The 13,912-nt window shown below is 61.3% G+C and carries 13 protein-coding genes; all 13 read right to left on the bottom strand.

Going from position 1 to position 13,912, the window contains the following annotated elements; translation table 11 throughout:
• Positions 1-17: 17 nt before the first annotated feature.
• On the bottom strand, positions 18-449 hold the full coding sequence (locus tag K3724_RS12315; protein WP_134829617.1) for an RDD family protein: 432 nt from the start codon (positions 447-449) through the stop codon (positions 18-20).
• A 110-nt stretch (positions 450-559) separates the two neighbouring features.
• Entirely contained in the window at positions 560-1,015 is a 456-nt protein-coding gene (locus K3724_RS12310; RefSeq protein ID WP_259985184.1) for a DUF2852 domain-containing protein, read from the bottom strand.
• 630 nt (positions 1,016-1,645) lie between these two features.
• On the bottom strand, positions 1,646-3,058 hold the full coding sequence (locus K3724_RS12305; protein WP_409201382.1) for a methyl-accepting chemotaxis protein: 1,413 nt from the start codon (positions 3,056-3,058) through the stop codon (positions 1,646-1,648).
• 328 nt (positions 3,059-3,386) lie between these two features.
• Complete coding sequence (locus K3724_RS12300) at positions 3,387-3,809, bottom strand: DUF4376 domain-containing protein (RefSeq protein WP_259985181.1); 423 nt, start codon at positions 3,807-3,809, stop codon at positions 3,387-3,389.
• Positions 3,806-4,138 (bottom strand): hypothetical protein, encoded by a 333-nt coding sequence (locus K3724_RS12295; RefSeq protein ID WP_259985179.1) that lies wholly within the window; start codon positions 4,136-4,138, stop codon positions 3,806-3,808. The genes K3724_RS12300 and K3724_RS12295 overlap by 4 nt, the downstream gene beginning before the upstream one ends.
• A gap of 11 nt (positions 4,139-4,149) precedes the next feature.
• Positions 4,150-5,202, bottom strand: a complete 1,053-nt coding sequence (locus K3724_RS12290; RefSeq protein WP_259985177.1) for a pyocin knob domain-containing protein — start codon at positions 5,200-5,202, stop codon at positions 4,150-4,152.
• 13 nt (positions 5,203-5,215) lie between these two features.
• Positions 5,216-9,160, bottom strand: a complete 3,945-nt coding sequence (locus K3724_RS12285) for a DUF1983 domain-containing protein (RefSeq protein ID WP_259985175.1) — start codon at positions 9,158-9,160, stop codon at positions 5,216-5,218.
• Complete coding sequence (locus K3724_RS12280; RefSeq protein ID WP_259985174.1) at positions 9,157-9,573, bottom strand: DUF6950 family protein; 417 nt, start codon at positions 9,571-9,573, stop codon at positions 9,157-9,159. The genes K3724_RS12285 and K3724_RS12280 overlap by 4 nt, the downstream gene beginning before the upstream one ends.
• Positions 9,561-10,154: a hypothetical protein gene (locus K3724_RS12275; RefSeq protein ID WP_259985173.1), complete on the bottom strand. Its 594-nt coding sequence runs from the start codon at positions 10,152-10,154 to the stop codon at positions 9,561-9,563. The genes K3724_RS12280 and K3724_RS12275 overlap by 13 nt, the downstream gene beginning before the upstream one ends.
• Before the next feature lie 2 nt (positions 10,155-10,156).
• Positions 10,157-10,810 carry a hypothetical protein gene (locus K3724_RS12270; RefSeq protein ID WP_259985172.1) on the bottom strand — a complete coding sequence of 218 codons (654 nt, stop codon included), beginning with the start codon at positions 10,808-10,810 and terminating at the stop codon, positions 10,157-10,159.
• Positions 10,810-13,188, bottom strand: coding sequence for a phage tail length tape measure family protein (locus tag K3724_RS12265; protein ID WP_259985170.1), 2,379 nt, complete (start codon positions 13,186-13,188; stop codon positions 10,810-10,812). Before K3724_RS12265 ends, K3724_RS12270 begins: the two co-directional genes overlap by 1 nt.
• A 32-nt stretch (positions 13,189-13,220) precedes the next feature.
• Positions 13,221-13,562 (bottom strand): DUF1799 domain-containing protein, encoded by a 342-nt coding sequence (locus tag K3724_RS12260; RefSeq protein ID WP_259985168.1) that lies wholly within the window; start codon positions 13,560-13,562, stop codon positions 13,221-13,223.
• 20 nt (positions 13,563-13,582) lie between these two features.
• A complete protein-coding gene (locus K3724_RS12255; RefSeq protein WP_259985166.1) occupies positions 13,583-13,912 on the bottom strand; it encodes a hypothetical protein in 330 nt (109 codons plus the stop codon).

The following is a 13,912-nucleotide window of genomic DNA, read 5'->3' as shown; positions in this document are numbered from 1 at the left end:
GAACAGGCCAGGGTCCGTTACACCCGGCGGTTCAGCATTGCGGTGCCGAGGAAGTGGTCAGTCAGGCCTTGGCCGCGCGAGGAGGTCAGCATCAGGATGACCGAGATCACCTGCAGGACCGGCAGCGCCAGCGACAGCGAGTAGCCTGCGGTGTGCAACGCGGCCAAGCCGCTGTCGAGCCGCTGGCCGGAACCGTCGCGCAGTTCAATCCCGGCAAAGCGCATGCCCCAGGTGGCAGAGCCATTGGCAATGGTCACGGTCCGGTAGGCAAACCCGGCAGCCAGATACAGAAGCGGCCAGATCAGCAGCCCGGTAAAGGCCGTCAGCACCACTGCGGCGGCGCTGATAGCAAAGATCAGAATGCTGTCGATGATCCAGGCGATCAGCCGTTTGGCGGGTACGGATGTATAAAATTCTGCCTGGTAGTCGGGGTCGGGCAGGGCGGTCATATGCAGAAGTCCTTTGCGCTGCAGGAGCTGTGAGGGGGCAGAGATGGGCCGAACCGTTTCCCCGCCCGGTCAAGGGGCGGGGCAGCCGGAGCCTTTACAGGCCGGGCAGATCAGTGGCTCTTGGGGCCGCCGTTGCCGGCTTCATCTTCCGGATCATCACTGTGGGCGGCGGCTTGCGCGCGCTCATCCATGAATTCGTCAAATTCGGCTTTGTCCTTGGCTTCGCGCAGGCGCTGCAGGAAGGCGTCAAAGTCATGCTGCTCCTGCTCCAGGCGGTTCAGCGTGTCTGCCTTGTAGGCATCAAAGGCACTGTTGCCCGAGGGTTTCATTGCAGAATACCCGTGGCGCGCCCATGACTTGCGGTGGCGGCAGGAGGATTTGCTGAACATGCGTTTGCTCCAGATCATGTAGAAGAGAAGGGCCAGGCCCACTGGCCAGAAGAACACGAAGCCCAAGACCATGGCGGCGATCCAGGCGCCTTTGCCCTTGCTGTCCAGCCAAGCTTCGCTGCGGGAAAACCAGCCCTGCACGGGTGCATGGGGGGCGGTAGGGGTGAAACTCGTCATCAGGGTCCTCCTGGTTGCAGTGAATGTAAATCTCTTTCACATCATAGCATATCGGAAGCCAGTGGGCAGGGTTCAAGAGGGGATGTGAAACTTTTTTACATTCGCGTGAAGCGGGACGTAACCGGCGTATGTGTGTAGCGGGTGTAGCGGTTGTAGCGGTGTATGTAGCGGGACTGTAGCGGGACACTTCGCGTTGCAGTGCGGGACACTTCCCGTTGCAGCAACTCGTTTTTGCGATTTCCCTGATTTTTATGCCTGAAACGGGGGGTTAGCCAGTCCGGATCTGCGCCGGTTCCGCGATTTGACGCCGCGATTTTGGGACACTTCGCATTGCAGTACGGGACACTTCCCGTTGCAAACTGCCTAGTTCCGCCGCCCAAAGTGTAAAAAAACGCCGGGCGGCGGAGGGTTTTTAAGGGCGCTTAAAGGGAGTGTTTTACGGGTTGGGCGGGACCTTGCCGCCGTTCGCAGCAGGTGCAGCCCAGGCGGAACCGTGTGGCGGCAATGCGCAGATTGCGACCCTATCGAACTTCATGTGAACCCCTCTTGCCGACACGGCCTGGAAAAACAACGGGCATCTTTTATGATGCCCGTTGTTTTACTTGATACCTTCACTGCAACTGTCGTTGTTCAAAAGTTATCCCATCCTTGGGCCACACGAAGCTCTTCCTGCTCGAATGCAGGTTCCGGATAGGAGTTGGATTGATCCGGCTTTCCAGGCCGAGAAACCAGTTCCCGGCCCTCAGATCCGTCTCTGAACTTGGACACTTCTTGAGTCAGCTGGCCTGCATCATTCGATAACATCTGGCTGGCCGCCGAAGTTTGCTCCACCATGGCTGCGTTTTGCTGAGTTACCTGGTCAAGCTGTGATACGCCCTGATTGATTTCCAGCAACGCTGTTGATTGCTCCGAAGCGCCGGTGGCAATTTCCTGAATATGTTCGGAGATAGTGGCAACGCTCTTAATAATCTGCTGCAGTTCTTCGCCGGATTTCCCAACAAGGTCGACGCCAGTGATCACTTGTTGGTTGCTCTCGCCTATCAACTGTTTGATTTCGCCAGCAGCGTCAGCTGATCGTTGTGCAAGCGCCCGAACTTCAGAAGCAACGACGGCAAAGCCGCGTCCGGCCTCTCCGGCACGTGCTGCCTCAACCCCAGCGTTCAGTGCCAGAAGATTGGTCTGGAAGGCAATATCATCAATCACACCGATGATCTTCGAAATCTGCTCTGAAGAGCTTTCGATTTTCGCCATAGCGCCAATTGCACTACCCACGACTTCGCCGCTTTGCACGGCAGAAGTTTTAGCTTCAGCCACAATGCCTTCGACCGTCCGAGCGCCCTCAGCAGATGCTTTCACGGTCGCAGTCAGTTCTTCGATTGCTGCAGCTGTTTCTTCCAAGGTCGCTGCCTGGCTTTCAGTTCGTTGCGAAAGATCATTGGCAGATTGTGAAATCTCATCTGCAGTGCGGCCAACCGCCGATGACACTTGCTTCACCGCCGATATAGACGTGCTAAGCTGTTCCAGAGAATGATTGAAGGTTTCTCCCAGTGTTCCAATGTCCGGCAGATCAGAAATCGCCACTCTGTGCGTCAGGTTGCCTTTGCTCAATTCCTGAAGCCCCTCTCCGATTTCTTCAAGGCCGCGGCGGCGTTCTGTGATGTCTGAAGCAACTTTTACAACCCGTTCCACCTTGCCATCTTCACCTTCAACTGGGGCATAGGTGGCCTGAATCCAGATTGTCTCACCAGATTTAGTCAATCGGGGAAACTGGTCCGAGAAAACCTTGCCATTCGCGAGGTCTGACCAGAACGATTTGTATTCAACGGTGGCGACTAGATCAGGTGAAACAAACATCGAATGGTGCCGCGCCTGGATCTCTTCTAGGCTGTAGCCTAACGCGTTCAGAAAGTTCTGGTTCGCAGTAATGATCGTTCCGTCTGGGTGAAACTGAATAGTCGCCTGTGTGCGATCGACCATGCCGGCGATGATCGCATTCATGTCGTCTTTTTTAGTTGTTTTTGGCTTCTTTGTCTTAAAAAACATTAGCTTTACTCCAAGGGTTTCTGGGCCGAACTCCTGTGGGGTAAATGTGATAACTCGAAAATGATATAATATCGTTAAATGCCTGAGTGCCGATTGCCGAGGTGCTTTAAAAGGTGATTTCCTTTTGAAAAATCTGGTTATGAAGCCGGTGGGTGAAGTCAAAGGTTAGCGCAGGTAGTGACCTTGAGGCTACTATTGAGAAGAGCTTGTCGTGTGACCGCTTGGGGCGGTACGCGACAAGTCGTGCTGACTAAAGGTCGCAGGATGGTCAAGGTCCGCAAGGGGCTGCAACCGGCCCGGGCCTCCCGTTTCCGGGAGGCGGTTTGTTTCAGCTTTCAGCAGCGGGGCCGGCCATGGCTGCATCAAATGCGGCCCGCACAGCAAACCCGGCCAGATCTGCATCGCTGAGTGCGGCGATCTGCGCCTCCACAGCTTCTTCCGCATCAAAACAGCTCTGCACATGGGCCGCGACGGCAGCGGTGATCTGCTCCAGGTCGGCGCGCGTCAGCTTGATCCAGCCATCGGGGGCCTTCCAGGAGAACGGCTCGCTCTTGATGCCCAATTGCAGAGCAAACAGCGCCTCAGTGAGGTCTTCGCGGGTTGTGCGGTCGGTGCGGGCGTGGAATCCGCTGGGCAGCGTGATGCCGCCGTTTTGGATCTGCCACCGGGTTCCGGCCAGATCGGACAGGAGCGCCGCGCGGGCGGCTGCCGCGACCTGCTCAGCCGTGGTGATTTTCAGGGAGAACGTCATGCTGCAACCTCGCCGGTCTGGGGTTTGCGAACAATTGGGTCAGGCACCGGGCCGCTGGCGACGGTGAGCGTCGGCGGGACAACAGACTGGTCCGGCTCTGCAGTTGCCTCGAAAAAGAACCACCGCACCTGAACATGCAGCTCGCCATCGATCCGCTCGATGCGCCCTATGAACGGATGGTTTTCGCCTTCCGGTTCGGCAAAGCCGCCATCGGGGACATCGGACAGATCAAAGGACACGCCGCCCACAGTGATCACATCGCCGCTCACATTGGCGCTGGTTTCAGATTGGCCGGGAGGACCGGCCACACAGATGCAGGTTACTTTCATGATGATCTCCTTTAATACCAGCGGCCTTCGGCCCTGAGGCTGCAAGGCGTTGCAGTTCGCCCGCCCGCAGTGTCGTGCGCGTTCCAGGACACAGCCAAAACAGACGGCGCCCGTGCGCCACCAATGATGGCATTTGCAGAGGACCGGGCAGTGATATGAACGGTAAGATTTGTCGTCGTAGAGAAAGCTGCCGGGAAGTCCCAAACAGAGTCAGCGCCACTGTCCGCAGTGATGGCTTTAGTGCAGATCTGCGTCCCATCAGCGAAGCGCACCCACTCGCCAGTGGGGCCGCTGCCGCGCTTGGGGATTAGGCTGATCCAGTCATGCCAAGCTCCGCCGTCCTTGATCCGCGTGAACATCTTACCGCTGGAATGCGCGATCAGGATTTGCGCCGCATTGTCGGCGTTGTACTGGAACTGAAGGAGACAGGAGCCGGAAGAAAACGCCTCGCCTGCTGGCAGGGTGGAATTTCCCAACACCGCGGAGGTCAGAAAGTAGGATCCGGATGTAGCGATGTCATCAATGTTGTCGTTCGGGACCGGGGCGCCCTTGTCGCCCCAACCGAAGGCGTTTGTCAGTAGCAGCTTGTCTGCTGTGGCATCCGTCGCGCTGGACTGCACCGCCGCGCCGCTGGCAGCACCTTCCTTGAGGCGGAGCTGCCAATTGCCCCCGGCTTTCAGCGCCACCTCATTGCTGGATGGCCAGCCCAGGCCGGTGTCTTCATCGCCCAGCTTGACCACATCGGTGCTGAACTTGCCCTGTCCGGGGCCGTCCGCAACGGCTTGAAACGTGCCGGTCAGCGCCTGCACGCTGGCCACCACATCATGCGCCAGCGACATAGTGGGGAACAGCGCATAGATCTGCCCGGCCGCCGTGGCGCCCTGGTAGGCGGGGGTGATTGTCAAAACCGTGCCGCTGCTGACCGCCAGCACCTCATATACCCGCCCGTCCGGGCCGACAAAGCCCCAGCCCGCCTGCGCGCTGCCAAAGAAGCCGGTGGCGGTGCCGGTGACGATTGCGCTGCCGTTCACAACGCTGACTGTTCCTGCCTTTGGCCATGCCATAGGGCTGCTCTCCTTATGTTACCTGGAACACTGTCCATTCGATTTTCGGGTTGTTGAAATAGACGCCGCCCTGGGCCTCCAGATCGATTGCCAGGAACACCCGCTGATCGCTGCCGCTGGCCCAATGCGGATCCACCAGCGCGGAAGGGTCCTTGCTCCAAGACGCTGCCGGATCGGGGTTGGCGCCGCCGAAGCCATTCCAGCGCGCGCCGGGCTGGATCGATGTATTGAGGGTCCAGAATGTGTTGTTGGGGTCCATGCCGCCCGGTGCAGTGCCGGTGGTGGTGACCGAAGCGGCAGCGGCCAGGGCAAACCGCTGCGCCTGCCAGACGTCCAGTTTGCCGACCCGGATGCCGGTATTCACAAAGGCCCAGCGGGCGCCATTGCCGATTTGCCCCGGAGCCGTGAAGGACCCCTGCGCCAGGACCATGGGCCGGGAAAACACTGCGCCGGCCACTTTCAGCGCGTTGTTCTTGAAGTCGATCTTCACGCCTTCGGTTGGGATCCCGTTTGCGTCCTCCGCATAATCAGGGGAACTCAGACTTCCCGCAATTTGGGCATTTCCGATTGAGCCTTCGCGGATCGCCGCCTTGCGCATGTAGACGCCCGCAGGCACCAAAATGCCGCCAACGACCGTGTCTTCAGTATAGACCACAAAGGGGCTGCGCTTCTGCACGCCATCCGCAGAGACAATTGCAAACTTGTCTGCCTGAAACGCGACCTCGGATGCGGGTTCTCCCTCGTTATCCAGATCAGACCGCACCACCATGCCGGCCACATGGCCGTTGTTGTCGATGCGCAGGGTGTATTCCCCCATCACGCCATCCACAGTGTTGGCGGTTGTTTCGATGGTGGTCTTTTTACCCTCGAACTCGCTTGCTAGCCCCATGTGCGCCTGCACCAGTGCCGAGGTGCTGGACACATCCACGGTGTTCAACTGAGTGATTTCCCCACGAGCCGCCACCAGCCCAGTATCAGGATCGTTGACGGCGCCCTCCAGGTTGAGGTGGGACTGCACCAGCGCCGAGGTGCTGGACACGTCCACTTTGTTCACCTGAGTGAGGTCGCCCTCAGCGCCTTCCACCCGTCCGCTCAACTGCTCATAGGACTGAGACAGGGCAGAGGTCGCATCTGCGCGCACCAGCTTTTCCGACTCAATCAGCGCCACGCTGTTTTCAATCGCCACGCCCAGCGATGCCGTGATGGCCGCCGTTGCGCTGCGGTCATCATCCACCCGCGCCCGGATGTCCTGAGTGGCATAGGCAATCTGGGTTTTCAGGGCTTCGCGCTGTTCATAAGCCAGCAGCAATTGCTCCAGGGTGGCAACATCCTGAGTGCCTAGCTGATCATGCAGGGTCCGCACGTCGCTTACCGTCTGGGTGATTGCCGGGCCGTCCAGGGTGCTGATCTGCACCTCTGCCGAGGACAGGCGGCTTTCGGCGGCGTCAAAATCCGCCTGATCCACCTTCAGGGTGATGGCCTCTTGTGCGGCGTCGATATCCACTTCCGCCGAACTCAGACGGGCGTCCATCCCGTCCACTTCGGTTTGCGTGGCCTTCAGAGCGATTGCCGCCTCCGCCGCGTCCAGATCCGCCTCAACCTGATTGACCCGCACCTGCAGCCCTTCAAACACCGGGAACTGGCTTGGATCTGTCAGCGCAATAGAAACCTGCTGGTTGACGTAGGCCTCTGTGGCAGTCAGGGAAATGCGGGATTCTGCAGCGGACAGCCGGATTTCCGCCTCGCTGATCCGTTCCGCTTCCGCAACCACGCCATAGATCCGCACCGTGCCGGTGTCCGGGTCCTGATAGATCCCGGCGTCTGCCATGCGCCCGTCTATTTCGGACAGCCTGGTCAGCGCCCACAGCACTTTGTCCCCGATGACCCCCAGCGCTTCGGCGGCATGGAAATTCTGCACATCTCGGATTTCCAGATCACGCTGCACCGCGCCTTCCAGCGGCGCGATCTTGTCCAGGACAAGCTGGTCATCCAGCGCGGCGGCGGCGGCAGTGGCATCATCGGTGATTGCCTGCCAGGTCTCCTCGGCCAGCATGTCCGGCTGCAGCTTGAACGCGGGCGTGGTGACCGGCAGCCAGGCGGTCCACTTGGTGTCCCTGGTCTTTGAGATGGCCTTGGCGCGGGCCTCGTATTCGGTGCCGCCCTGCATCGGTTCCAGGCGGAAGGTGCCCAGCTCCAGATCGGCGGTGCTGGCGCTGAAGCGCTCGTCGTCGCCGTCCTTGACCCGGACCTGGAAAGAAACGCCGTCCGCCGTGAAGGCAAGGGAAGGGGTCCAGACGGCGCGGATACCAACGCCGCGGACAATGCCGTTTGCGTCCTTGATCCCGATGCCGGAGACGCCAAAGCCCGGCACCCCGGCGTCCTGGGTGACGATGGGCGCGGTGACCTGCGGCAGGTCCGGGGTTTCCAGGGCCAGGTCCGGATCAAAATCGCTGTGGTCCCACTCCCGCAGGCTGACAGAGACATTCAGCTTCAGCAGGTCATAGGCCATCTCGGTGATGGTGAAGGTCTTGCCGCTGTAGCCGTACCAGCCAGAAGTGAAACGGGTCTTCAGCAGAGGCCGCAGGTTGGAATACTCCGGCGGCAGCGGCAGCCGGTGTGTCCTGAAACGGCGGTTCTCCTTCAGCAGCGCATTGCCGATCTGGCGCGCTTGCGGGGTGTTGAACACCATCGGCAGCTTCAGATCGAAGACACGCTCGCCGCCGTCTTCCGCTTCCCATTCCGGCCGGGTCAGCGTGACCGGCGCGGACGGGTTCCAAAGCGCATTGGGGGACGGATGGGTGATTGTGACGGCGTTGAAGGCTTTTTCCAGACCGGGGAAGGGATCGTGCTTCCAGCCTTCTGAAACCAGCAGATCGTCTTCGGTCAGGTCGGCCGCATAGGTGTCAACAGATCCTACCAGCGGATACCAATAGCCGCCCAGCTCGACAATCTCGGCATTTGCGGCGGCAAAGATCTCCTCAAGGAAATCGGCCGGCGGTTCTTCAAAGCGGATCTCCATGCCGCCGCGGAACTGAGGCCGGTTGTTGCTGCCCACGCCCAGATCGCAGGCGTCCAATGCGGCCGCCCATTCGGTGTAAGGCATGTCCCCGGCCGGAAAGCCGCCGCCCCAGACAGAACCGCAGGGCAGGGTAATGCCGCGCATGACGGTATAGGCCATGACCATCAGGTTTTCGGTGGGCTGCCAGGTGGTTTGATCCTCCCAGCGCTGGGGTCCGTTGCCCCCGGCGGTGCTGTCCTGGCGCACATCATAAAAGCCCGGTCCGTTCAGCTCAAAGCGGACCTGCGGCCTGCCGTTCGGATACTGCTTGTCGCTGCGGTAGAAGGTCAGAACCGCATAGTTAAGGCCGGTCAGGATATGGTCATTTGTCCAGGGCCGGTCCGGGTCCGCGCCGTACAGCGCCACCAGGCGCGGATCTGCCGCCAGTTGGCTGCCGTCATAAAACCGGATCCAGCCGTATCCCCAGCCGTCATCCGCGACTTTGTTCAGGATCTGGTAGCCGACGTTCGGGTCCCAGTCGGTGCCGATCTCCGAGTATTCGCCGTCGATGATCAGGCGGCGCAGGCTGGCGCCGGGGAGGTCGCCCAGTTCAATCACATGGGTCAGATAAACCCGGTTGCCGCCATGGCTGTTCTGATAGACTAGATGGCCTGCCGTGGCGAAGCGGCCAACAACCGAGCCTTGCGGATCTGTCCCGCCGGTCGTGGTCGCCGAGGTCTGAATGCCGGGGCGGCGCTGCTTGCGCTGCTGGAACTTCTTCAGCAGCAGCGAAATGCCGGTGGAAACCAGCGTCCGCAGCGCAAAGGCCGCGATTGCATTGGCGGCAACATAGGCCTTGAAGGCGGTGCCAAGTGCCACCAGGACAGCCCCGACCGAGGCGGCCTCGGCGGGCTGGCACAGCACCAGCAGGAACAGCAGGGCATAAGACAGCAGCTTCATGGCCGGAACACCCGTTCCGCCCGGTCAAGGTGCAGGTAGTCCAGCCCTTTGAGGCCCAGAACATGGATCTGCGGGCCGCCGATGATCCCCAGTGCGGTGTGGCCGCCCTCGCTGACAGCCGCAATGTCGCCCGGCCGGGAACCGCCCCAGCCGTCGATTTCCGCCAAATGGGCCGCGGCCAGGCCGTCCAGATCCCGGTAGCCGGCGCCCTTCAGCATGGCGCGGCCTTCGTCCAGGCTGCGGTATTTGCCGCGCCAGGCGCTGGCCGGATCAACGCCCGTGCAGGCTTTCACCCAGCCTGCCGCAAAGAACGCGCAGTCGAATTGCGACGGCTTCAGCACGCGCTTGGCAGTCCGGATGCCGCTTAGGTAATCCAGCAGGAGTTCCGCCCGGTTCTGCATCAGGTTCCCCATGGCACCGGCCATTCACCGGCCACATCGCTGTATTCGCGGCCCCGGTCGTCGGCGTTGCGGCGCTGCAGTTCGGCGTTTGAACGTTTCAGGGGCAGGCCCTGGGTCAGCTTGCGGGCGGGCGACACCAGAACAAGCTGGGTGAAACTGGGTCTGCCCTTGCCGCCCAGCTCCTCCGGCGCCTCGTTTAAAACGCCCTTAAACATGCGTTTAACGGGGGGCATCAGGTTGCCGGTGTCCAGGTCGAAGACAGCGGAATGGATCTGCACTTCAGCGTGGCGGGGATCATACTGCTGCAGGAGCTGTTTCACCTCGTCCAGCATCGGCGGCAGCTTGACCCGGTACTGCCGCACCTGAAAGCCAGGCGCGGCAATGATGGGCGGAACATCGATCACGGCACCCGCGCCGTAGTAGGTGCGTATCTCGCCGTCGATCAGGAATTCCTGATGATCATCGCCGGTCCAGAACCCCAGGGTTTCCGGGGCGCCGGTGGTGCGGTTCCTGGCCTGAAACCACAGAAGGACTCGGGCGTCGGTGCCGCGGCGTTCTGCGAGCTGAAGCTGTGCTTGTGCGGAATAGCTCATGGTTACCTCAGCGTCTGCAGCCAGTTGAACGAGCCGCCTTCGGTCACAGCCGAACGGCCCTCGCCGTACTGGGCGGTGGTGAGGGTGGCCTTCAGAACCGGGTTGCCCAGCGTGATGGCGGCGCCAAGGGCGGCGCCCGGCCGGATGAACGGGGTGACCTCGATGTCTGCGGCAACACCGGCACCAGAGGCCACCGCGCCGGTCGCAATGCGGTGGTAGGCGTAGCGGGTTGGATTGGCGCCATAGGTGAAGCCCAGCAAGTCGCCGCGGCTGAGGATGTAGCCCGCAGGCAGGCCGGAGATATCCAGCTCGCGGTTGTTCGGGTTCAGCGCTTCGATGATGGGCGCGGAGCTGCCAAGGATGAATTTTTCCGGGTCGGCTGCCGGGTGCGGCTGGCGGGTGTCCCACAGCAGAAAGGATGCGCCGGGTTCGTCCAGCAGCGACAGGCGCGCCTCGATGGCGGCAATGGCGCTGTGGTGGTCCTTGTCCAGGACAATGCGCCCGCCCCACAGGCGGCTGCCGAGCCGGTGCTTGATCACGTCGCCGCCGTGGGTTTCCGACGTGGTATTGGCCGCACCCGGCCGGGAGGTGATCCGGGCGATGGGCAATGTGTCAAAAAACTCGCTGAGGGGGAGGGGCCAGGCCAGTGCCATCATCAAACCTTGTATGGATCTTCAAGAGTGTCTTTCACGGTCGAGCGGGCGGGGCCTTGGTCATAGTCCCGGACCACTTCCACGCTGATTTCCGAGGCGCGTTCTTCCACCACCGCCTCGAACATCGGTGAAGGCAGAAGGCGGACTGTCATGGCCGGGCGGGTTTGCCCGGCCGCCGCCGACGGGGGCGCACTGGCGGCGGCGCCGGGAACAATTCCGCTTGCAAAGCCGGGGATTTCCACGCCGTCATTCATCGCCTGCAGGATCGGGCGGTAGCGGCGGGTGGCCTTGGCGGTGATGACGCTTTCACCGGCAGACAGCCGTGCCCACACTTTGTCGTCGCGGTTGCCGCCATCGCCGTGGACCATGCCAACAGTGCCGTCTGCGAAACCCAAGGCATTCAGGATGATATTCCCGCCGTCGCTGCCGGAGCTTTCACCGCCGCCAAACAGGCCGCTGCCGATGTTGAAAAGCTCGGCAAGAGGCCCCTTGCCAAAGAACACGGCTTCAGCGGCGGCGCGGATGATTGCTTCTTTCACGCGGTCCCAGGCGTCTGCGGCCGCGTCGCCGCTGGACGTCAGCGCATCGCCCAGATCCTGGCCGGTAGCCTTCAGCCATTCGCCGGCCTCTTTGGTTTGCTCCAGCGCCTTTTCTTCTTCCAGCCGCTTGCGGATGATGGCTTCAACCGCCTTGCGTTCTGCATCGGTGGCGTCCTTCAGAACATCCCGGTGCCGGATCATTTCCTGCATAACCGGGTCGGTTTCTTTCAGGATATCCAGCCGCCGGGTTTCAGCCGCAATCAGCCGTTCGACAGCCTTGCGTTCTTTCTCGGATTGACCGGCGCCGCCGCCCCGCTTTTTCCGCGGGTTCGAAGGCAGATCCACGTCCGGCAGGCCCTGATCGCGGTAAATGTAATCCGGGTTGCCGGCCCCTGCGCCTTCGCCGCGCGGGTCGTTGAAATCCGGGTTCGCGCGGATGCGGCCCATGATCTCGTTGCCCTGGGCTTCCAGCAGATTGGTTTTCAGGCGGTGGGCTTCATCTGCGGCCAGGGTGATATTGCCCGCCATATCGGCATCGGCCACCCCGTTGGCAGCATCCCAGGCCGCCATCAGCTCGGCCTTCAGCTCCTCGGAAATCTCCTGCGCCTCAACCTGCTGCTGGTAAGCGCGCCGCTCTGCCTGAAGACGCAGTTCTGCGGCCTGCAAACTGCCATCGCCGTGCGTTGCGATGGCCTCCTGCAAAGCCTCTTCGGTCTGAAGCTGGGCAATTGTGTTGCGGGCGGCGGTCTCGATCTTAAGACGCTCGTCCAGATAACCCTTGGCCGAATTTTGCAGGTTCTGCCATAGCTCGCTGCCGGTGGCCTGAAGCTCCTGCCAGGGCGCCTGGACGCGACCGGCGAAGACTTCCAGATCGCGGATGACAGCCGCCAGGCCTTCATAGAATTCCCGCTGGCTGGCGTTCAGCCCGTCCAGGCCGCCAGCAGCCTCCAGCAGCATTTCCCGCACATCCAGCGCGGCGGCCAGCCGCTTTGCAGGATCTTCGCTGCTGTCCAGCAGTTCCAGATTACGGGCAAAAACATCGCTCAATTCCCGATGCGTGGACAGCATCGAACTCAGGCCAAGGAAATCACGGGCCAGTCCACGGGAATTGCGTTCATCAAAAAACGAGGTTTCAAGAACCAGGTTACGGACGCTTTCGGCGGTCGCATCAATTGCCTTTTGCGCGTCGAGCTTAGCCAGGGCTGCCATATCGGCCAGCACCAGGCGCAGTTCGGGGGAGGCTGAGCCGAATTCCTCGACCATTTCAGCAACGCTGAGGCGGGTCTTTTGCGACTTGTCGCTGAACGCCTCGATGGCATCCCCGGCCGCTTCGATCCGGTCTTCCAGAGTTTCGGCGGCCTCGGCAGAACCGGTCATCCACTGGATCATCGCTGCGCCCGCAGCAATGCCGCCGATGGTGATCAGGTTCAGTGGGCTGATCATGCGCACCAATGCCTGGCGCATCATGTTTGCCGCATTCGCCGCCCCGGAGTTGCCGAACACCTGGGTGATTTGGGTGCCTTGCTGAATGGCGAGCTGAAGCGGGTTCTGGCCCGCAGCCAGCATGACACCAATATCGTTGAACTGGGCGGTGAGGTTGCCGACCTGACCCGCTGCAAGCTGGTGGCTGGCGCCGACAGTGACAGCGTCTCTGGCAACGGCTGTCTCGGCAGCGCTGAGGGCTTGCGTCCGGCTTGCGGCCGCGCCGGATGCGGTGCCGAGCTGTTTGATTTCCCGCGCGGCCTTGGCTTCCTCAAAACTGAGGACTTTGGCGGATTTCCCGGCAGCGTCTTTTGCCCCCTTCAGCTCCTGCAGCTCCTGGATGCCCTGGGAGGCATCCATCAAGACTTTTCCGGAGAGGACGAAGGGCATGATCAGTTTCCGCTGCTTTCGGCCAGAACGCCGCTTTCAATCATCTGGACCTTGGCAAACAGGTCCGGGGTCATTTCGGTGCCGCTGAATGCCCAGGCGGCCTGGGCGCCGGGGTAGTTCAATCCGGTGATGCGGCTGCGGCCGTCTGCCAGGGCGATCCGGTTCAACTGGGTTGCGGCGTCCAGAAAGGCTTCCACCGCTTCCGCGTTTTGCCGCCAGACGCCCTCCGGATCTGTCCGGCCCGGCCGCCCTGCAGCCATCAGCTCTTTCGGGATGCCCAGGGTTTCGGCGTCTTCGTCTTCCTCGCACCGGGCAGGCGAGCTGCTGAACAATTTGCCCTGCACCCACGCCCGCCCGGCCCAGATCAGTTTCCCGGCAGAGCGCCCATCATTCCGTTGTGAAATGCCCCCATCAGCGCGACCCGCGCATAAGCCAGCTTGAAAACGGCCTCGCGGATTTCCTCGCTGTAAGGAATGGGCTTGCCATCGGCCCCGGTCAGGTCATCCAGCGACACGACAGCCTGGCGCAGGAACTCTTTGGTGCCTTCAATATCCATCATGCCGAGACCGTTGAATGCGTCATCGTCCATGGCGTTGAAAGTGGCCTTGAAGTCCTGCTCGTCTACGCCGTCATCTTTGGGCACACGGACTTTCACGGTGCGGGTAAATGTGGGCCGTTCGATGATATTGAACAC

Source organism: Leisingera sp. M658 (assembly GCF_025144145.1).
Lineage (GTDB): Bacteria > Pseudomonadota > Alphaproteobacteria > Rhodobacterales > Rhodobacteraceae > Leisingera.
Note: the sequence above shows the minus strand (reverse complement) of the source record. Positions and strands in the feature narration are given on the sequence as shown.